Here is an 18,907-nt window from a genome sequence, read left to right as displayed (position 1 = left end):
CCCCGGAATTCACCGGGGCAGGGGTGTGACCCGCCGCACATGTCATGCGCGGTGGTCAGAGGCGCCGCAGCCGCCGTCCCAGCGCCTCGCCGCCCCGGACCTCCTGGCCGCGGCCGATCTGGACGGTCAGCTTCGGGTTCGCGGCGAGCGGCTCCAGATCGACCCCGGGCGGCAGGCCGTGGACGCTCAGCCAGCGAAGCCGCGGCGACCTCGCGAGCGGGCTCAGATCCGTGATCTCGCACTCGTCCATGTACAGGTGGGTCAGCCCGCGCGCGCCCGCGAGGGGAGCGGGGTCGCGGACCGCCGTGCCGGAGACGTTGAGGAGGGTCAGCTCGTCCAGGCCGGAGAGCGGCGAGAGGTCCTCCACCCCGGAGCACTGCCCCAGTATGAGGTGCCGCAGCGGCAGCCCGGCCAGGGGCGACAGGTCGCGCACCCAGTCGCACGCGAGGAGGAACAGGCGTTCGAGCCTCGGCGCCTCGGCGACCAGTTCGGCCAGGCCGCAGGTCAGCGGGGCCTCCTCCAGGCCCAGGGTGGTCAGGCCCCCCAGCGGGGGCAGGGTGTCGAGGCGGGTCAGGTGGCGGCTGCCGTAGAGCGTGCACGTGCTCAGATCCGTGTAGCGGCGCAGCGGGGAGAAGTCGCGCACCTCCTCGCATTGAGTCAGCCAGATCGACCGGAGGGCAGGCAGGGACTCCAGGAACCCGAGGCCGGTCATCCCGGGGAGTCCCAGGGAGAAGTCACGCACCCGCGGCAGGCGCGGCAGGCGGCCGAAGTCCGCTTCCGAACCTCCCGGGAACATGAGGGTGAGGCTCTCGAGGGACTCCGCGTGCGGAGTGAGGAAGCCGGGGTCGGCCGGCCCGTCGACGGACACGTACAGCTCCGACAGCGGGCTCAGCAGGCGGAGCGCGTCGAGCCGACCTCGCGACCCGGTCACCGTGACCGGCCGGCCGGGAGACGCCGGGGCCAGGACCCGCGTCGCGTACTCCTCCGGGTCGAAGTAGCGCCACCCCTCCTGCACCTCCCCCCACACCTCGGGACGTTCGTCGGGGGCGTAGCGGGCGAGGACGTCCAGCGCGCCAGGCCCATTGATCATCCAGGCCGTGCGCACCGCCGCCCGCGCGGCCGCCGTCGACAGCCCGTCCAGGCGCTCCGGGAGCCTGGCCAGCACGGCCTCCCCGGCACTGGCGAGGGAACGGGCCGAGGCGACGCCGCGCGGCGGGACCAGCTCGTCCAGGCACCGGTCGAGGGACTCGCGCAGCTCGCGCGGGATCGACGGCAGCGTCTCCAGGCAGGCCACCGCCAGCAGCTCGAGCTGCCGGGCGCGTTTCGGCTCGGCCCTGGCCCGGGCGAGCAGCCCGGCGACCAGGTCGCGGCGGAGCGGCTCGATGGCGTGCCCCGCGGCCATGATCACGGTCTCCCGCCACTGGTCGCGATGGGCGTTGGCGACCAGCAGCTCCATGTCGCCGAGGTCGGCGATCTGCTTGGCCGTGAGGTACTCCTGGACGGTCCGGTGCACGAAATCGATCCGTCCCGGGACCGGCTCGCGGACGACCCCGCTGCGCTGGAGCAGGTACTCCAGCACGTCGGAGGCCCGGGCGTCGACCCCCGGCATCGCCAGGAGCCGTTCCCGGATCACCTGCTCCGCGGTCGTCCTGGGAAGCTCCACCCGCCGGCTCAGCGACAGATGCCAGGCCAGGGCCTGCAGGATGTGGACCTTCTGGTCTCGCTGCAGGACGACGTCCGCGGCACTGGGAACGTTGCGCTTGGCGTCGCGCGTCTCCAGCAGCAGGTCCAGCGCCGCCGCGTACAGGCCCATCCGGTCCCGGGGCAGGGTCTCGCGGTCGAGGTTGAGCGCGCACAGCATCGCCGCCAGCAACGGCGTGGACGCCAGCCCGCGCAGGTGCGGCGCCGCCTCCATCCGGGCCAGCAGCCTGGCCTCGTACGACGGCAGCCTCTCCGGGGCGCACGGGAGATCGTCGCAGTCCCGTACGGCCAGGTGCCACTGCCGGATCAGCGCCCGCAGGTCCGCGGGGCCGAGCGGTTCGATGAACGCCGGGGTGAAGCCCTCGGCGCGCAGCCAGTCCGAGGTCGCCGCCGCCGGGCGGGAGGTGACCACGGCCCGGATGCCGGGGAAGTCGCCGGCCAGCCCCTTGAGCCACCGCCGGACGGCCTGGCGCTGGGACGCGGTGACCTCGTCGACGCCGTCGACCAGGAGCAGCGCCCGTCCCGACGAGAGCCGCCGGTGCACCCACCCGCGGGGCATGATGCCGGTGAGGTTCCCGGCGACGTCGTCGAGGAGCTCCTCCGGCCGCGGCAGCGGCCCGCCCGCGTGGCTGCGCAGCTTGACCAGGAACGGTACGCAGCCGTTCCAGTCCGCCAGGTCGCCGGTGAACGCGCCGCGCGCGGCGGTCACGGCCAGCCAGCGCAGCAGCGTGCTCTTCCCGCCGCCCGCCTCGCCGCGCACCAGCGTCAGCCGGTGGCCCTTGAGCGCCGTCTCGACCCGCACGGCGCCGCCCCCGCGGTGCTCCCGCCACTCCGACATGGGCGGAACCGGCTCTTGCCGGCCGCTCTCGTCGGAGACGTTGAGGCTGACGTACGCCACGCTGAGCGCCGTCCGGGGCCGGGCGAAGCGCTCGAACCGGACACCGAAGAGCTCCAGGGAGTCCAGGCCCTCGCTGACGGAGGCGAGGTAGCGGCGGGTGAACTCCGCGTCGCCGGACTCGCCCTCGGGCGCGTCGAGCGAACGGGCGGGCAGCCTCGCCAGCACCGCCGCGACCTGGTCGGCGAGGCCGGTGAGCCGCCCCAGGGTCTCGGCCGCCGCCCTCGGCTCGAACTGGGGAAGGTGCACGATGATGCGCGCCAGGCAGTCGCAGCACTCATCCAGCACCACGTCATAGAGCCGGGCCCCCGCCTCGCCCAGCTGGGACCCGGCCCGCCGCGCCGGCAGGGTCCCCCGGAGCCTGCGGGCGAGCCTGACCGGGTCCGCGTCGTCGGCGAGCAGCGCCGCGTCCGACAGGTCGGCCTCCCGCAGCGTCAGGACGACCTGGTGGAGCGTGGCCTGCCGGTCCCCGTCGGTGAGCCCGCCGAACTCGTGGCGGCAGAACGTCAGCAGGCGCTCGGTCACCGAGTCGGCGATGTCCTCGAACTGGCGCTCCACCCGCCGCCGCCTGATGTCGTCGGGGAACCCCGTCCGGATCAACTCGACGAGGTCCTTCGACGGCGACGTGCGGTCGCCCCGGGCCGCCAGCAGGCGGCCCACCGCGAGCTGCGCGACCGACCTGCCCACCCCGAGCGCGGCGACTTCGACGGACACGGCACCCCCGATTCAGTTGGGACACCCAAAATACTGCGCCCCGCCGCCCGGGGAGGCGGTCCGGACCGGCTCAGGACGGCGGCAGGCCGAGGGCGCGGGCGATGAGCATGCGCTGGACCTCGGACGTGCCCTCGCCGACCTCGAGGATCTTGGCGTCCCGGTAGAAGCGGCCGACGGGGTACTCGTTCATGAAGCCGTACCCGCCGAAGATCTGGGTGGCGTCGCGGGCGTTGTCCATGGCGGCGTTGGAGGCGACCAGCTTGGCGATCGCGGCCTCCTTCTTGAACGGCTCGCCGGCCAGCAGCCTCGCGGCGGCGGCGTAGTAGGCGAGGCGGGCGGTGTGGGCGCGCGTCTCCATGTCGGCGATCTTGAACTGGATGGCCTGGTAGCGGCCGATCTCCTTGCCGAACGCCTCGCGCTCGCGGACGTAGCGGAGGCATTCGTCCACGCAGCCCTGGGCCAGGCCGACGGAGAGGGCGGCGATGGCGATGCGGCCCTCGTCCAGGATGCGCAGGAACTGGGCGTAGCCGCGGCCCCGTTCGCCGACGAGGTTGGCGGCGGGCACGCGGACGTCGTCGAACGACAGCTCGCGGGTGTCGGACGCCGACCAGCCGACCTTGGAGTACTTCCTGCCGACGGTGAAACCGGGCGTGCCGTTCGGGACGATGACGGTGGAGATCTCGCGCTCGCCGGTGAGGGCCGTGACCGTCACGAACGCCGTGATGTCGGTGCCGGAGTTGGTGATGAACGACTTGGAGCCGTTGATCACCCAGTGGTCGCCGTCGAGGCGGGCGGTCGTGCGCATGCCGCCCGGCACGTCCGACCCGCCGCCGGGCTCGGTCAGGCCGAACGCGGCCAGCCTCTCGCCCGAGGTGAGACGGGGGAGCCATTCGGACTTCTGGGCGTCGCTGCCGAAGCGGTAGACGGGCATCGCCCCGAGCGACACCCCGGCCTCCAGGGTGATGGCGACCGAGGAGTCGACGCGGGCGAGCTCCTCGAGGGCGAGGCAGAGGGTGAAGTAGTCGCCGTCCATGCCGCCGTACTCCTCGGGGAACGGCAGGCCGAACAGCCCCATCTTGCCCATGGCGGCGACGATCTCGTACGGGAACTCGCCCCGCTCGTACAGGTCCCCGATCACCGGGGCGACGGTCTCGCGGGCGAACCGCTCGACCGTGCGCCGCAGTTCCTCCTGCTCCTCGGTGAGGGTGAAGTCGATCATTAGGTCTCCCTGGCTGTTCGTGAACGTTCCCGCGCGTCCGGACCGGTCAGTCCCCGGGGGACAGGGCCTGGACGACGCGCGACGGGCTGGGCCGGCCGAGGCGGCCGGCCATCCAGCGGCTGGTGGCGGCGAGCTTGGCGAGGTCGACGCCGGTCTCGACGCCGAGCCCGTCGAGCATCCACACCAGGTCCTCGGTGGCGAGGTTGCCGGTGGCGCTCTCGGCGTACGGGCAGCCGCCGATGCCGCCCGCCGACGCGTCCACGGTCGTGACCCCGGCGCGCAGTGCGGCCAGGGTGTTGGCGAGGGCCTGGCCGTAGGTGTCGTGGAAGTGGACGGCGAGCCGGCCGGTGCCGACGCCCGCGGCGACCATGGCCTCGATCAGTGCCGTGACCTGGCCGGGCGTGCCGACGCCGATGGTGTCGCCGAGGCTGAGCTGGGAGCACCCCATGTCCATCATCCGGGTCGCGACGGAGACGACCTGCTCGATCGGCACGTCGCCCTCCCAGGGGTCGCCGCAGACCATCGAGACGTACGCGCGGACCCACAGCCCCTCGGCCCGCGCCCGTTCGACGACGGGGGCGAACATCGCCAGGGATTCGTCGAGCGTCCGGTTGAGGTTGCGCCGGGCGAAGGACTCGGTGGCGCTGGCGAAGACCGCGATCTCGGCGACGCCGTGGTCGAGGGCCCGGTCCAGCCCGCGCTCGTTGGGCACCAGGACGGGGTAGCGCAGGTGCGGCGAGCGCGACAGCGCGTCCAGCAGCTCCCCGGCGTCGGCGAGCTGGGGCACCCACCTGGGATGGACGAAGCTGGTGGTCTCGATGGTCCGCAGGCCGGCGTCGGCGAGCCGGACGACGAACTCGGCCTTGTCGGCGACCGGGACGATCGCCTTCTCGTTCTGCAGGCCGTCCCGCGGGCCGACCTCGTAGATCGTCACCCGTTCCGGAAGGCCCTCAAGAGGTACGCGCATCGTTCACCCCTCCCCGATCACGGCCAGCACGGCGTCCAGGCCGACCTGGGCTCCCGCGCGGACCGGGAGCCGCGTCACCCGGCCCGCGACCGGCGCGGTGACCGTGTGCTCCATCTTCATCGCCTCGACGATGACCACCGGCTGCCCGGCGGCGACGAGGTCGCCCTCGGCCACCTTGACGGCCAGGACGGTGCCGGGCATCGGGCTGCGCAGCACACCGTCGCCGGCCGCGTCCGCGGCGCCGCCGCTCTCGGCCCGTACGTGCTCGGCCAGGGCCCAGGCGTGCCCGTCGCGTCCCAGCCACAGCGTGTGGTCCTCGCGGGCGGCGGCGAACGTGACGGTCCGCCCGTCATAGGTGAGGACGAGGGAGGGCCCGTCGGCCCGCAGCGAGGCGGGCACGGCCTCGGCCTCGGCGCCCGCGTCCGGGCCGCCGACGGCTACGAGGGCGTCGTGCGCCCGGCCCTGCACGCGGACCTCCACCGGCTCGCCCCCGGACGGCGTGATGATCCAGGGCGTCCACGCGGGCGCCCCCGGGCGCCAGCCGTCCGGTACGGCCCACGGGTCGGGATCGCCGGTCTCCAGGGCGAGCATGCGCTCCAGAGCGGCGGCGGCGAGCACCTCGGGCGGCACGGCCGCCGGGGCCGGCTCGCCCAGGGAACGTTCGACCAGGCCGGTGTCCAGGCGCCCGGCGGCCACGTCCGGATGGCGCAGGAGCGTCCGGAGGAACCCGACGTTGGTGGGCACGCCCAGCAGGGTGTACGAGGCGAGCGCGCGGTCGAGCCGGTGCAGTGCCTGCGCGCGGTCGGCGCCCCACGCGATCACCTTGGCCAGCATCGGGTCGTACGAGCCGCCGACCTCGGTGCCCTCCTCGAGACCCGAATCGACGCGGACGTGGTCCCCGCCGGGCCCGTCCCCTCCCGGCCCCTCCGGCCGGCCCTCCCGCAGCAGGAGCACGGTGCCGCCGGTGGGCAGGAAGCCCCGGGACGGGTCCTCGGCGTACACGCGGGCCTCGACGGCGTGCCCGCGCAGCACGACGTCGTCCTGCGTGAACGGGAGCGGCTCGCCGGCGGCCGTGCGGATCTGGAGCTCGACCAGGTCGAGCCCGGCGACCATCTCGGTGACGGGGTGCTCCACCTGGAGCCGGGTGTTCATCTCCATGAAGAAGTACTCGCCGGGGCGGTCGGCCGAGACGATGTACTCGACCGTTCCGGCGCCGGTGTAGCCGACCGCCCGGGCCGCCGCGACCGCGCTGGCGCCCATCCGCGCGCGGGTGGCCTCGTCCAGCAGCGGCGACGGCGCCTCCTCGATGATCTTCTGGTGGCGGCGCTGCAGGCTGCACTCGCGCTCGCCCAGGTGGACCGCGCCGCCGTGCGCGTCGGCGAAGACCTGGATCTCGATGTGCCGGGGATTGGTCACGAACCGTTCGGCCAGCAGCGTGTCGTCGCCGAACGACGCGCGCGCCTCGCGGCGGGCCGAGGCGATCGCCTCGGCCAGCTCCGCCTCCTCGCGCACCAGCCGCATGCCCTTGCCGCCACCGCCCGCCGAGGGCTTGAGCAGCACCGGCAGGCCGATGCCGAGGGCGGCGGCGGCCAGCTCCTCGTCGGTCAGGCCCGCCTCGTCGCGTCCGGGCACGACCGGGACACCGGCGGCGGCCACGGTCGTCTTGGCGCGGATCTTGTCGCCCATCGCCTCGATCGCCTCGGCCGGCGGGCCGATGAAGGTGATCCCGGCGTCGCCGCAGGCGCGGGCGAACGCGGCGTTCTCCGCCAGGAAGCCGTACCCCGGATGGACGGCCTGCGCGCCGGTGCGCCGGGCGGCGGCCAGCACCGCGTCGATGTCGAGGTAGGAGGGGATCCGCACCGCCTCGTCCGCCTCCCGGACGTGCAGCGCCCGGGCGTCGGCGGCGGTGTGCACCGCCACCGACCGGATCCCGAGCCGGCGCAGCGTGGCGAAGACCCGGACCGCGATCTCCCCCCGGTTGGCCACCAGGACGCTCTCGAACATCAGGCTCCTCACATCCGGAAGACGCCGTAGCCGACCGGCTCCAGCGGCGCGTTGGCGGCGGCGGACAGGCCCAGGGCGAGGACGCGGCGGGTGTCGCGCGGGTCGATGACGCCGTCGTCCCACAGCCGGGCGGTGGAGTAGTACGGGTTGCCCTGCCGCTCGTACTGCTCGCGGATCGGGGCCTTGAACTCCTCCTCGGCCTCCGCCGTCCAGGCGTCCCCGAGCTGGTCGCGGCGGACCGTGGCCAGGACGCTGGCGGCCTGCTCGCCGCCCATGACCGAGATGCGGGCGTTCGGCCACATCCACAGGAAGCGGGGCGCGTACGCCCGGCCGCACATCGCGTAGTTGCCGGCGCCGAACGACCCGCCGATCACGACGGTGAACTTCGGCACCCGCGCGCACGACACCGCCGTGACCATCTTGGCGCCGTGCTTGGCGATGCCGCCGGCCTCGTACTCGCGCCCCACCATGAACCCGGTGATGTTCTGGAGGAAGACCAGGGGGACCGAGCGCCGGTCGCACAGCTCGATGAAGTGCGCGCCCTTGAGCGCCGACTCGCCGAACAGGATGCCGTTGTTGGCGACGATCCCGACCGGGTGGCCGTGGACGCGGGCGAAGCCGGTGACCAGGGTCGTCCCGTACTCCTTCTTGAACTCCTGGAAGCGGCTGCCGTCGACGATCCGGGCGATCACCTCGCGGACGTCGTAGGGGGTGCGCGCGTCGGGCGGCACCACGCCGTACAGCTCGCCGGGGTCCAGCGCGGGCTCCTCCGGCGGCGCCGTCTCCCACGGGCGCGGCCCGCGCGGGCCCAGCGTGGCGACGATGTCGCGGACGATCGACAGCGCGTGCGCGTCGTTCTCGGCCAGGTGGTCGGTCACGCCGGAGGTCCGGGAGTGCAGCTCGCCGCCGCCCAGCTCCTCGGCGGTGACGACCTCCCCGGTGGCGGCCTTCACCAGCGGCGGCCCGCCCAGGAAGATCGTGCCCTGCCCGCGCACGATCACGGCCTCGTCGCTCATCGCCGGGACGTAGGCGCCGCCGGCGGTGCACGACCCCAGGACCGCCGCGATCTGCGGGATGCCCTCCCGCGACATGGTGGCCTGGTTGTAGAAGATGCGGCCGAAGTGCTCCCGGTCGGGGAAGACCTCGTCCTGGCGGGGGAGGAACGCCCCGCCCGAGTCGACCAGGTAGACGCAGGGGAGCCGGTTGTGCAGGGCCACCTCCTGCGCGCGCAGGTGCTTCTTGACCGTGACGGGGTAGTACGTGCCGCCCTTCACGGTGGCGTCGTTGGCGACGACCACGCACTCGCGCCCGCCGACCCGGCCGATCCCGGTGATGATGCCCGCCCCGGGGGCCTCGCCGTCGTACATCCCGTACGCGGCGAGGGGGGACAGCTCCAGGAACGGGGAGCCGGGGTCGAGCAGGGTGTCCACCCGGTCGCGGGGGAGCAGCTTGCCGCGCGCCACGTGCCGTTCGCGGGAGCGCGGCGGGCCGCCCCTGCCCGCCTGCTCGAGGTGGTCGCGCAGCTCGGTCACCAGCGCCTCGTTGTACGCGGCGTTGCGCTTGAAGGTCTCGTCCCCGGGATCGGCCCGGGTGCCCAGCTCCGGTGGTCCGCTCATGGCTCGTCCCGCCCGCCCATCGCTCGTCCTCGCCGACCGAGTTTATGGTCATTAACAATGTCGGCTATTGATGCCGGTCGATGTTAACCAACATTAACAACGCTAGTCTAGACTGGCCGCCATGACGCAGGCCACCAGCGAGCCCGTGAACCCGCGCCGTACCGAGATCCTGGGCGCCGCCGCCGAGCTGTTCGCGCGGCGCGGCTACCACGGCGTGTCGATCGGCGACCTCGGGCGCGCCGTCGGGCTCACCGGTCCCGCGCTGTACCGCCACTTCAGCGGCAAGGAGGCGGTGCTGGCCGAGATGCTGCTGGACATCAGCGAGCGGCTGCTGGAGGAGGGCGTGCGCCGCGCCGCCGCCCCCGATCCCGGCGAGGCGCTGGACGGGCTGCTGCGCTGGCACATCGCGTTCGCGCTCGGCAACCCGGCCCTGATCACCGTGCACGGCCGCGAGCTGGACAACGTGCCCGAGCCCCAGCGCCACAAGATCCGCCGCCTGCAGCGGGCGTACGTCGAGGAGTGGGTCGGCGTCCTGCGCCGGCTGCGTCCCGAGGAGCCCGCCGACCGTACCCGCGCCGCCGTCCACGCCTGCTTCGGCCTGCTCAACTCCACCCCGCACAGCGCCGCCGGTCTCGACCGCGAGGCGATGGCCGCGCTCCTGCACGCGATGGCGCACGCCGCCCTGCGCGCCTCGGACCGCTGAGGCGACCTCGGGGCGCGGGACGCGGGGCATCGGGAGCAGCGGCGGGCGGCGGCGGGCAGCGACGTAACCGCACACTTACTTTGGACCGGTGCAAGGGTTGACTTCCCGCCCTCCGCGTAGCTCCATGGACGGAGCACCGCCCCGCCGGAGGAGGACATATGGGAGTCGAAGGCGCCAGCTTCTACGAGATCGCCGCCGCCCACCCCGAACGTCCCGCGTTCCTCGACCCTCCGGCCGGGTCCCCCGCCACCTACGGGGAACTGCACGCGGAGGTCAACCGGCTGTCCCACGCGCTGCGCGACCTCGGCCTCCGTCCCGGCGACGCGGTGGCCGGCGTCCTCGGGAACCGGCCGGAGTTCCTGACGGTCCTGCTCGCCGCCGTGCAGAGCGGCCTGTACATGGTCCCGGTCAGCCGGCATCTGACCGCCGCGGAGATCGGCTACATCCTGGCCGACAGCGGCGCGGGAGCCGTGATCACCGAGCCGGCCTTCGCGGACGTGGTGGCCGGTGCGGCCGGCGAGGCCGGCGTCCCGGAGCGGGCCCGCGTCTCCGTCGAGGCCCCCGGGGACGAGCCGGCCGGCGGGTTCGTGCCGTTCGCGGGCCTCCTGGACGGGCGGCCCGCCGAGCCGCCCGCCGACCGCACGATGGGCTCGGTGATGCTCTACACCTCCGGCACCACCGGCAGGCCCAAGGGCGTGCGGCGCCCGCTGCTGGACCTCCCGCCCGAGTTCGCGATGTCCGCCCTGCGCCACACCCTCGCCAAGCACCTCGACCTCGAACCCGGGGACGAGGTCCATCTCGCCGTGGGGCCGCTCTACCACTCGGCCCCCTGCGTCCACGCCCTGCTGGCCCTCAACCTCGGCCACGCCGTGGTGGTGGAGGCGCACTTCGAGCCCGAACGCACCCTGCGGACGATCGAACGGCACCGCGTCACCAACACGTTCATGGTCCCGACGATGTTCCACCGGATGCTCGCGCTGCCCGCCGGCGTCCGTGACCGCCACGACCTGTCGTCGCTGCGGCAGGTCTACCACAGCGCGGCGCCGATTCCCGTGGACACCAAGCAGCGCATGCTCGACTGGTGGGGCCCGGTCCTGTACGAGTACTACGGCTCGACCGAGAGCGGCCCGGTGGTGGTGGCCCGGCCGCACGACTGGCTCGCCCGCCCGGGCACCGTCGGCCGCGCGGTCGAGGGCGTCGAGATCAAGATCTTCGACGAGGAGGGCCGGGAACGGCCCCCCGGCGAACCCGGCCTCATCTACGCGCGGGGGCAGGTGGGCTTCGAGTACCACGGCGACCCGGACAAGACCGCCTCCAGCATGCTCGGGGACTACTACACGCCCGGTGACATCGGACATCTGGACGAGGACGGCTGGCTCTACATGAGCGACCGCCGCACCGACCTCATCATCTCCGGGGGCGTGAACATCTACCCGGCGGAGATCGAGGCGGCCCTCCTCCAGCATCCCGCCGTGGCCGACGTGGCGGTGATCGGCCTCCCCGACGAGGACTGGGGCCAGAGCGTCGTCGCCCTCATCGAGCCGGTCGAGGGCGCCCTGCCCCAGGGTGACGCCGCGCCGGGCGACGCCGCGCCGGGCGGCGGCCTGGCCGCGGAACTGCTCGCGCACTGCGAGAGCAGGCTGGCGCGGTTCAAGCACCCGCGGCGCATCGTGTTCCGCGGCTCGCTGCCGCGGACCCCGTCGGGCAAGCTCAGCCGGCGCCGCGTACGGGAGGACTACCTGCGCGAACAGGGCGAAGCGGGATGACGGCGAGCGCCGTGGTCAGCGTGCGGCGTTCATCCCCTGGTCGCCGCTCTTGAGGAGCTCGGACTTGAGGTGGTCGGTCTCCTCCAGGTCGATCTCCGGGCGGGCCGGTTCGCGGGGACCGCTCGCACGAGGGCCGGAGTCCTGCCGTCCAGGATCGGAGCGCGCGGGTTCCGGGCGCGCCGGCTCCGGGTGCGCGGCCTTGAGGTACTCGGTGTAGTCGAGCGCCCCCGCGTGCACGGCGGCGTGCACGGCGCGGGCGATGCGCGCACCCCAGGTGGAACGCGGGCCGGCGAACGGTTCGGCCTTGCCGGACCGGGGGATCAGCGCGGCGATGCAGAGGGCGTCCGAGGCGGTGCCCGTGCACGCGTAGCCCGCTTCGAGGAGCGCCTGGGTCTTGGCCTCGGTCGCCGTCATGACCGCGTTGACCAGCGCCGCGTCCGACAGCGCGGCGGGCACCTCGACGATGATGTTGACCGTTCCGGGGCGCGGGCCCGGGACGGGCGGCGCCGGAGGAGCCTCGGGCCGCCCACCCGGTACGGGGGGCGCCATCGGCGGCGGGGGCAGCGGGTCGCCGCCGATCGGGGCGAGTTCCTCGTCGGGGACGCCGGGCGGGGCGGCGGCCCAGGTCGGGACCCGCAGCCCGACCGTGGCGGAGGCGGTGACGCCCTCGTCCGAACGCCGCGCCGTACGGTCCACCGCGGCGGCGGTCATCATCCCGACGCCGGGGCCCCGCAGGCCGCAGGACGACGCCAGCTCCATCAGATGCGCGGCCGGATCGGTGCGCGCGTAGTTCCCGGAGACCTGGGCGTTGAGGACCCACCCCGCGGGACCGATCCCGCCGCCGACCGTCGCGGACGAGATGGTGCGCAGGCCGGGTCCCGTACGCCACACGGTGGAGGCGAGCCTGGCGCCGTCCTCCCGGCGCCACATCAGGTTCAGTCTCACAAACGCTCCGGGTCGGGTCTCAGGGACGTTCCAGGGACAGGATCGGACGGCCGTCGACGCCCGGGGCGACCCGGACTCTCGCGTCGAAGTGCTCGGCGACGGCGGCGCGCGTGAGCACGCGCGCGGGCGGGCCCGCCGCCGCCACCCGCCCGGCCGACAGTAGCAGCAGATCGTCGGCGTACTGGCCCGCCAGCGTCAGGTCGTGGATGGTGGTCACCACCGTGAGCCGGTCGGCCAGCCGGAGCTGGTCGATCAGTTCCATCACCTGCTGCTGGTGGCCGATGTCCAGGGCGGTCGTGGGCTCGTCCAGGAGCAGCACCGAGGTCTGCTGGGCGAGGGCCCGGGCCAGCACCACCCGTTGCCGCTCACCGCCCGACAGCTGGTCGAGCGGGCGCGCCGCCAGGCCGGTCAGGTCGAGCCGTTCCAGGACCTCGGCGGCGACGGCGCGGTCGCGGGCGCCCTCCCGGCCCAGGTGCGGGATGTAGGGGGAACGGCCCAGCAGCGTGTAGTCGAACACCTGCATCCCGGCGGGCAGGCCGGGGTTCTGCGGCGCGTAGGCGATCATCCTGGCCCGCTGGCGGGGTTTGAGGGTGCGCGGGTCGGTCCCCGCGACGGTGACCTCTCCCCGGCCCGGACGCAGGCCGAGGATCGCACGCAGGAGCGTGGACTTGCCCGCCCCGTTCGGCCCGATGATCGCGGTCCAGGACCCGGCGGGGACCGTGAGCGTGACGCCGTCCAGCACCTTGCGGTCGCCCAGGGTGACGTCCAGGTCGCGTATCGCGATGGTCATGCGGGTGCCCTCCGGCCGTCCGGGACGCCGTCCGGGACGCCGCCCGGGGTGTCGCGCGGGAGTTCGTTCCGCCCGCGGCTCGCTGGGATCACGGGTCCACCTGCCTGCGGGTGGCGCGCAGCACGGCCACGAAGAACGGGCCGCCGACGAACGCCGTCACGACGCCCAGCGGGAGCTCGCCGGGGGCGACCACGCTGCGGGCGGCCAGGTCGGCCAGCCCGAGGAACGCGGCCCCGCCCAGCAGCGACAGCGGCAGGACGATCCGGTAGGAGCCCCCGGCCAGCCGCCGCACCACGTGCGGCACGACGATGCCGACGAACCCGATCAGCCCGCTCACCGCGACCGCGCACGCCGTCGCCAATGACGCGGTGACGAGCACGACCAGGCGTACCCGCGTGGCCGACAGGCCGAGCGAGGACGCCTCCTCGTCGCCCACGGCGAGCACGTCCAGCAGCCGGCCGTGCAGCAGCAGGACCACGGTGGAGACGAGCGCGTACGGGGCGACCATGGCCAGCTGCCGCCAGTCCGCCGAGCCGACCCCGCCGAGGATCCAGGCGTAGATCTGCTGAAGTTCGTCGGTCCGGGCCTGTTGCACGAAGGTCTGCACGGCGGCGAGGAAGCTCGACACCGCGACCCCGGCCAGCACCAGGACGGCCGCGCCCGAGCCGCCGCCGCTGCCGGCCATGCTGCCCAGCGCGTACGCCAGGAGGACCCCGCCGAGGGCCCCGGCGAACGCGGCCAGCGGAACGGTGTAGGTCGGGTCGCCCGGTGTCACCACGATCACCAGGGTCGCGCCGACGCCGGCCCCGGCGGCGGCACCGAGCAGGTACGGGTCGGCGAGCGGGTTGCGGAAGACCCCCTGGTAACCGGCGCCGGCCATGGCGAGCATGCCGCCGACCAGCGCCGCCATCAGGACCCGGGGGAGGCGCAGCTCGAAGAGGACGTTCCGCTCGATGGCGCTGAGCCCCGAGTGGAGCTCGACGAACGGCAGCCGGTCGAGCATCGCGGTGAGGACCGCGCCGGCGGGCAGGTCGGCCGCGCCGATCAGCAGCCCGGCCGCCGACGTCGCGGCGAGCAGCGCGAGCGCGGCGGCCAGCGGCAACGGCCGCAGCCGCGCCGGGACCGGGCCCTCCGCGGGGCCCGAGCGGCGCCCGGCACGGCCGGGGGGCTGCCCGGCGCGGCCGGGGGCCTTCACCGCGCGGCCGGGGGTCCTCACTGCGCGGCCGGGGCCTTCTGCACCGCGTCACCGATGGCCTGGACGAACTCGGGCAGGCGCGGGCCCCAGCGGGACGCGAGGTCGTCGTCCAGCTCGATCACGCCGTCCTTCTTCACGGCGGTGAGGTTCTGCCAGCCGGGGCGCGCGGCGACGGCCGCGGCGTTCTGGGCGCAGCACTTGGTGTCGGCCAGGAAGACCAGGTCGGGGTCGCTCTTGACGAGGAACTCCCGGGACAGCTGCGGGTAGCCGCCCGACGCCTTCTCGGCCTTGTCGGCGATGTTCTGCAGGCCGAACAGGCCGTAGACCTGCCCGATGAAGGTCGAGGAGGTCACGGTGTGCAGCTGGTTGTCCAGCTCGTGGTAGTAGGTGAGCCCCTTGCCCTTGGACGAGGCGGCGACCGTCCGCTGGATCCGGGCGCGCATGTCGTCGGTCAGCTTTCTGGCCTGCTCGGCGTGGCCGGTGGCGGTGCCGAGGTCCATGATCTCGTCGTACGCGTCGTCCAGCTTGGCGGCCGACGGCTCCAGGAGCACCGGGACCTTCACCTTCTCCAGCGCCTTGACGATGCCGTTCATGTCGTCCGACAGCACGACCAGGTCGGGCTTGTGCCCGATGATCGCCTCGGCGTTCGGCTTGAAGCCCGACAGCTTGGTCTTGGGCGCGTTCGCCGGGTGGTCGGAGTACTCGTCCACCGCGACCACCTGTGACCCCGCCCCGATCGCGAAGAGCGTCTCGGTGTGGGTGGGGGACAGGGAGACGATCCGCTTCGGCGTGGCCGGGATCGTCACGGCGCCGTTGGCGGCCTGGACGGTCACCGCGCCGCCCCCGGCGGCGTCGCCGCCGCCTTCTCCGCCGCCGGAGCCGCAGCCGGCCGCCAGCGTCACGACACCGATCATCAGGGCCGCGCCAAGAGCACGTACCGGTCCCAAGGGAGCCTCCATGGCTACGGGAAGGCGGGACCCGCCGCCATGGGCCGACGGATCGCCCTTCCACGAGGTCGAGAAACGTCGGCGCGCAGGAGGCGACCTGGCTCGGCCCTTCAGAGGACGATCGCGGAGGACGATCTCGGAGGGGCATCACAGTTGCGGGACAGCGCCGGAATCACACCGGACTTCGCTCCATGACGCGCTTGAAACGCAACGTTAGCAGGCATACCGGGACGGACCGCTCAGAGGCGGTGCCGGGGGAGGTTCCGTCCCGGCGGCGGTCCTGCGGGCCTCAGCTCTCGCGCACCGGGTCGGCCGAGGCCCGTTCGCGGGCCTCGGCGAGGAAACGGTGGATCGCGTCGGGGTCCGGGAGTTCCCGCAACGGGCGGGTGGCGCCGAACGGGGCGTTCCAGAAGGAACCGTTGCGCGGCCGCCAGGGGCCCGCGTAGGCGTAGGGCTCGTCCAGGTAGCCGTCACCAGGCGAGATCCCGTAGTTGACCTCGTCGAGTGTCACGCCCACGTCGAAATGCTCGGGCCACAGGACCGGCTCGGCCGCCGGGGCCAGGCGCCGGAGCGCCTCGGCGCCCATGGTGAAGGACGCCTCCAGGCGGGCCGCGGCATCCGGGTCGACGCCGAGGGCGTCATCGAGCCCGATCCCGCTGCCGTCCTTGTAAAGGTCCTCGGGGGCGCCCGCGTCAACACCGGCGGCCGCTGCCAGCCGCCGGCAGGTGGTGCCGTCCAACGGGAGCACGCGTTCACCGGAGACCAGATCGGTGCCCTCGACGCGCAGGTCCGGTTCGGCGATCGTGCGGAAGCCGCCGGAGGTGATCGCCAGCCGGATCGTCCCGCTCCGCCGGTACTGCGGGCCGGCCAGGACCGTCTCGGCGACGCCGTGCAGCGCCCGGCGGGTCGTGATCAAGTCGCTCATCGTGGTTCCCCCGCATTCCCCGGCTCTCGGACTCGCGCCGCGGAGACCGGCGCCCGGCTCCGCGCCTCACGACCCTGCCATCCCCGGGCCCGCCGGCGCCACCATGGCACACGGCAGGCGGCGGCGCGGCGCGTCGCCGCGGTTCCGTTCACGGGATCCGGGCACCGGTCGGTCATGATGAAAGGGTGCGAGAGCCCGAACCGCTCACCCTGTTCACTCGCGATGCCGTCCGTATCGACGCAGGTCATACGCCCGGTGACGGCGAGCTGTGCATCGTGCTGGCGCACGGGTTCACCTGCTCCTGGCGGCAGCCCGTCCTGCGCCGCATCGCCGCGGCCCTGAACGCGCACGGCGGCGTCATCGGGCTCGACCTGCGCGGCCACGGGCGGTCCGGGGGACGCTCGACGGTGGGCGATCTGGAGGTCCTGGACATGGAGGCCGCGGTGGCGGCGGCCCGCCGGCACGGATACGAGCGCGTCGTGGCCGCGGGCTTCTCCCTGGGCGGCGCGGTGGCCGTACGGCACGCCGCCCTTCATGGGGGCGTGGACGCCGTCGTCTCGATCAGCGCCCCGGCGCGCTGGTACTACCGGGACACGGTGCCCATGCGCCGCGTGCACTGGGTCATCGAGCGCCGCATGGGGCGGCTGGCGGTGCGCCTGGCCAGGGGAACGCGCGTCGCCCCGAAGGGCTGGGACCCCGAGCCCGAGGCCCCGCACGCGGTCGCGTCCCGCATCGCCCCCGTTCCGCTTCTGGTGGTCCACGGGGACGCGGACGCGTTCCTGCCCATAGAGCACGCCTATCAGCTGTACGAGGCGGCACGCGACCCCCGCGAGCTGTGGGTGGAGCCCGGCTTCGGCCATGCGGAGGCCGCCGCGACACCCGACCTCATCAAGCGGATCGGTGAGTGGGCCAAGGGGCGGCGTTAGAGACGGCCGTCACCCGAGGGCGCCGCCTCCCGGAGTTATCCACAGTTTCCGGTGCCCCGCCCGATCATGGTGCGCGCCGAGCAGCATCGAACCATGACGACGACCATCGCCTGGCACCACGACGGCACCACCCTCGGCCCGTTCCCCGGCGGCCGCACCACGTCCCCGGCCGGGCGGGCCGCCCTCCTCGGCACCGCCCTCCTCGGCACCGCCCTCCCCTGCACAGCTCTCCTCGGCACCGCTCTCCCCGGCGCCGCTCTCCCGCCCAAGGTCGTGGCCCGCCGTACCGCCGCCTGGATCTGGGGCCTGGACGTCCTCCCGCCCGGCGCCGCCCGGATGGGCTGGGAGCTCGACCTGGTGGACGGCGCCGGCCTGCCGCCGTCCCACGTCGCCGAGGAGGGCGGCCTGCGGGTGACGACCCCGGCCCGGACGGCCCTCGACTGCGCCCGCCGGCTTCCACCGCAGGAGGCGGTCGCGGCCCTCGACCAGTTCCTCAGGACGGGCGTCGAGCTCGCGGAGCTGAAACTGATGGCCCGCGATCTCCGGGGCCGTCGCGACTCCTCACGCCTGCGCGGCGTGCTGAGCCTCGGAGACCGCGGCGCCGCGTCTCCGGGCGAGAGCCGGACCCGCTTCACCGTCGTCGACACCGGCTTCCCGCGCCCCCGTACGCAGGTCCCCGTGATGGGTCCGCGGGGCGACCCCTTCTTCATCGACCTCGGGTACGAGGAGTTCCGCGTCGGCATGGAGTACGACGGCGAACCGCACCACACGGGTCCCGTCGCCCGTGCCCGCGACGAGGCCCGCCGCCGCTGGCTCACCCGCGAGATGGGCTGGGAGATCATCACCGTCACCCGCGACTTCCTGCCCTGCCCCGGTCCGTACCTGGAGGTCCTTCTGACCGCTCTGCTCCATCGAGGCTGGGAGCCGTCCCCCACGACCATGGACCGCATCGCCACCCGCCTGGCCCGCCTTTCCCGCCGGAGCCCCCGCTCAAGGCGCCGCCCTCGAGCCCCCACGCGATGACGGCGCCCGGCATGCCCCGCAGACGGGGCAGTCCCCCGCACCGGGGCAACAGCCCGTGCCTTCGGGCGTGCGGTGTCGGACCCGGCGGACATGATGCGCGCATGACTCGAACGTCTTCGCATCAGCACCATGCCATCAACTATGTGGAGCTCACGGTCACCGACCTTGAGCAGGCCAAGCGTTTCTACGCCGAGGCGTTCGGCTGGCGGTTCAACGACTACGGGCCCGCGTACGCCGGCATCCAGGGCGTGGAAGGCGAAGGCGCACCCGAAGCGGGCGGCCTCCGTGCGGGCCAGAACGGGGGACCGGGCGGCCCGTTGGTGCTGCTCTATTCCACCGACCTGGACCAGTCCGTGGAGGCTGTCGAGAACGCGGGCGGCCTGGTGGTGAACGGGCCCTACGAGTTCCCCGGCGGCCGCCGGTTCCACTTCACCGATCCGAGCGGGAACGAACTGGGCGTCTGGGCCGAGGCGTAGGCGGGCGACACGGCGGTCGTGCGGAGGGAGGCGGAGGGAAGTGGCGGGAGCCGATCAGCGGTCGCGAGATGACCGGCGTGTGGCGGATCACGTGG

15 protein-coding genes are annotated in these 18,907 nt (G+C 73.9%); 5 read left to right on the top strand and 10 right to left on the bottom strand.

What is annotated here, in order from left to right; translation table 11 throughout:
- Positions 1 to 55: 55 nt before the first annotated feature.
- The 5 genes from IW256_RS24215 to IW256_RS24195 all read right to left on the bottom strand — a co-directional run bounded on the left by IW256_RS24215 (position 56) and on the right by IW256_RS24195 (position 9,116).
- Positions 56 to 3,310 carry an NACHT domain-containing protein gene (locus IW256_RS24215; protein WP_197013159.1) on the bottom strand — a complete coding sequence of 1,085 codons (3,255 nt, stop codon included), beginning with the start codon at positions 3,308 to 3,310 and terminating at the stop codon, positions 56 to 58.
- Between the two features lie 70 nt (positions 3,311 to 3,380).
- Positions 3,381 to 4,529, bottom strand: coding sequence for an acyl-CoA dehydrogenase family protein (locus tag IW256_RS24210; RefSeq protein ID WP_197013158.1), 1,149 nt, complete (start codon positions 4,527 to 4,529; stop codon positions 3,381 to 3,383).
- Positions 4,530 to 4,575: 46 nt separating this feature from the next.
- Positions 4,576 to 5,496: a hydroxymethylglutaryl-CoA lyase gene (locus IW256_RS24205; protein WP_197013157.1), complete on the bottom strand. Its 921-nt coding sequence runs from the start codon at positions 5,494 to 5,496 to the stop codon at positions 4,576 to 4,578.
- 3 nt (positions 5,497 to 5,499) lie between these two features.
- Entirely contained in the window at positions 5,500 to 7,500 is a 2,001-nt protein-coding gene (locus tag IW256_RS24200; protein ID WP_197013156.1) for an ATP-binding protein, read from the bottom strand.
- 8 nt (positions 7,501 to 7,508) lie between these two features.
- A complete protein-coding gene (locus tag IW256_RS24195; RefSeq protein WP_197013155.1) occupies positions 7,509 to 9,116 on the bottom strand; it encodes a carboxyl transferase domain-containing protein in 1,608 nt (535 codons plus the stop codon).
- 121 nt (positions 9,117 to 9,237) lie between these two features.
- Between IW256_RS24195 and IW256_RS24190 the strand changes: the two genes are divergently transcribed.
- Both IW256_RS24190 and IW256_RS24185 read left to right on the top strand, forming a co-directional pair.
- On the top strand, positions 9,238 to 9,819 hold the full coding sequence (locus IW256_RS24190) for an SACE_7040 family transcriptional regulator (protein WP_197013154.1): 582 nt from the start codon (positions 9,238 to 9,240) through the stop codon (positions 9,817 to 9,819).
- A gap of 158 nt (positions 9,820 to 9,977) precedes the next feature.
- Positions 9,978 to 11,585 carry an AMP-binding protein gene (locus tag IW256_RS24185; protein WP_197013153.1) on the top strand — a complete coding sequence of 536 codons (1,608 nt, stop codon included), beginning with the start codon at positions 9,978 to 9,980 and terminating at the stop codon, positions 11,583 to 11,585.
- 15 nt (positions 11,586 to 11,600) lie between these two features.
- Here the strand turns inward: IW256_RS24185 and IW256_RS24180 are convergent, their stop codons facing one another.
- The 5 genes from IW256_RS24180 to IW256_RS24160 form a co-directional block, all read right to left on the bottom strand.
- Positions 11,601 to 12,530, bottom strand: a complete 930-nt coding sequence (locus IW256_RS24180) for an adenosylcobinamide amidohydrolase (RefSeq protein WP_307829027.1) — start codon at positions 12,528 to 12,530, stop codon at positions 11,601 to 11,603.
- Between the two features lie 19 nt (positions 12,531 to 12,549).
- The gene (locus IW256_RS24175; RefSeq protein ID WP_197013152.1) at positions 12,550 to 13,320 is read right to left on the bottom strand and encodes an ABC transporter ATP-binding protein; all 771 of its coding nucleotides are present in this window, start codon (positions 13,318 to 13,320) and stop codon (positions 12,550 to 12,552) included.
- A gap of 88 nt (positions 13,321 to 13,408) precedes the next feature.
- Complete coding sequence (locus IW256_RS24170) at positions 13,409 to 14,431, bottom strand: FecCD family ABC transporter permease (RefSeq protein ID WP_197016512.1); 1,023 nt, start codon at positions 14,429 to 14,431, stop codon at positions 13,409 to 13,411.
- Between the two features lie 101 nt (positions 14,432 to 14,532).
- Positions 14,533 to 15,474: a helical backbone metal receptor gene (locus IW256_RS24165; protein WP_475652136.1), complete on the bottom strand. Its 942-nt coding sequence runs from the start codon at positions 15,472 to 15,474 to the stop codon at positions 14,533 to 14,535.
- A 277-nt stretch (positions 15,475 to 15,751) separates the two neighbouring features.
- Positions 15,752 to 16,387 carry a hypothetical protein gene (locus IW256_RS24160; RefSeq protein WP_197013150.1) on the bottom strand — a complete coding sequence of 212 codons (636 nt, stop codon included), beginning with the start codon at positions 16,385 to 16,387 and terminating at the stop codon, positions 15,752 to 15,754.
- Positions 16,388 to 16,572: 185 nt separating this feature from the next.
- Between IW256_RS24160 and IW256_RS24155 the strand changes: the two genes are divergently transcribed.
- The 3 genes from IW256_RS24155 to IW256_RS24145 all read left to right on the top strand — a co-directional run bounded on the left by IW256_RS24155 (position 16,573) and on the right by IW256_RS24145 (position 18,812).
- Positions 16,573 to 17,313, top strand: coding sequence for an alpha/beta hydrolase (locus tag IW256_RS24155; protein WP_197013149.1), 741 nt, complete (start codon positions 16,573 to 16,575; stop codon positions 17,311 to 17,313).
- A 93-nt stretch (positions 17,314 to 17,406) separates the two neighbouring features.
- Positions 17,407 to 18,336 carry a hypothetical protein gene (locus IW256_RS24150; protein WP_197013148.1) on the top strand — a complete coding sequence of 310 codons (930 nt, stop codon included), beginning with the start codon at positions 17,407 to 17,409 and terminating at the stop codon, positions 18,334 to 18,336.
- Positions 18,337 to 18,437: 101 nt separating this feature from the next.
- Positions 18,438 to 18,812 carry a VOC family protein gene (locus tag IW256_RS24145; protein WP_197013147.1) on the top strand — a complete coding sequence of 125 codons (375 nt, stop codon included), beginning with the start codon at positions 18,438 to 18,440 and terminating at the stop codon, positions 18,810 to 18,812.
- Positions 18,813 to 18,907 lie beyond the last annotated feature (95 nt).

The organism is Actinomadura viridis (assembly GCF_015751755.1).
GTDB classification, from domain to species: domain Bacteria; phylum Actinomycetota; class Actinomycetes; order Streptosporangiales; family Streptosporangiaceae; genus Spirillospora; species Spirillospora viridis.
Note: the sequence above shows the minus strand (reverse complement) of the source record. Positions and strands in the feature narration are given on the sequence as shown.

Excerpts from the sequence above, each read along its gene's own strand:
- IW256_RS24190 (WP_197013154.1), top strand. The coding sequence starts at position 9,238 with ATGACGCAGGCCACCAGCGAGCCCGTGAACCCGCGCCGTACCGAGATC.
- IW256_RS24160 (WP_197013150.1), bottom strand. The coding sequence starts at position 16,387 with ATGAGCGACTTGATCACGACCCGCCGGGCGCTGCACGGCGTCGCCGAG.
- IW256_RS24145 (WP_197013147.1), top strand. The coding sequence starts at position 18,438 with ATGACTCGAACGTCTTCGCATCAGCACCATGCCATCAACTATGTGGAG.
- IW256_RS24205 (WP_197013157.1), bottom strand. The coding sequence starts at position 5,496 with ATGCGCGTACCTCTTGAGGGCCTTCCGGAACGGGTGACGATCTACGAG.
- IW256_RS24185 (WP_197013153.1), top strand. The coding sequence starts at position 9,978 with ATGGGAGTCGAAGGCGCCAGCTTCTACGAGATCGCCGCCGCCCACCCC.
- IW256_RS24150 (WP_197013148.1), top strand. The coding sequence starts at position 17,407 with ATGACGACGACCATCGCCTGGCACCACGACGGCACCACCCTCGGCCCG.
- IW256_RS24165 (WP_475652136.1), bottom strand. The coding sequence starts at position 15,474 with ATGGAGGCTCCCTTGGGACCGGTACGTGCTCTTGGCGCGGCCCTGATG.
- IW256_RS24175 (WP_197013152.1), bottom strand. The coding sequence starts at position 13,320 with ATGACCATCGCGATACGCGACCTGGACGTCACCCTGGGCGACCGCAAG.
- IW256_RS24195 (WP_197013155.1), bottom strand. The coding sequence starts at position 9,116 with ATGAGCGGACCACCGGAGCTGGGCACCCGGGCCGATCCCGGGGACGAG.
- IW256_RS24200 (WP_197013156.1), bottom strand. The coding sequence starts at position 7,500 with ATGTTCGAGAGCGTCCTGGTGGCCAACCGGGGGGAGATCGCGGTCCGG.
- IW256_RS24210 (WP_197013158.1), bottom strand. The coding sequence starts at position 4,529 with ATGATCGACTTCACCCTCACCGAGGAGCAGGAGGAACTGCGGCGCACG.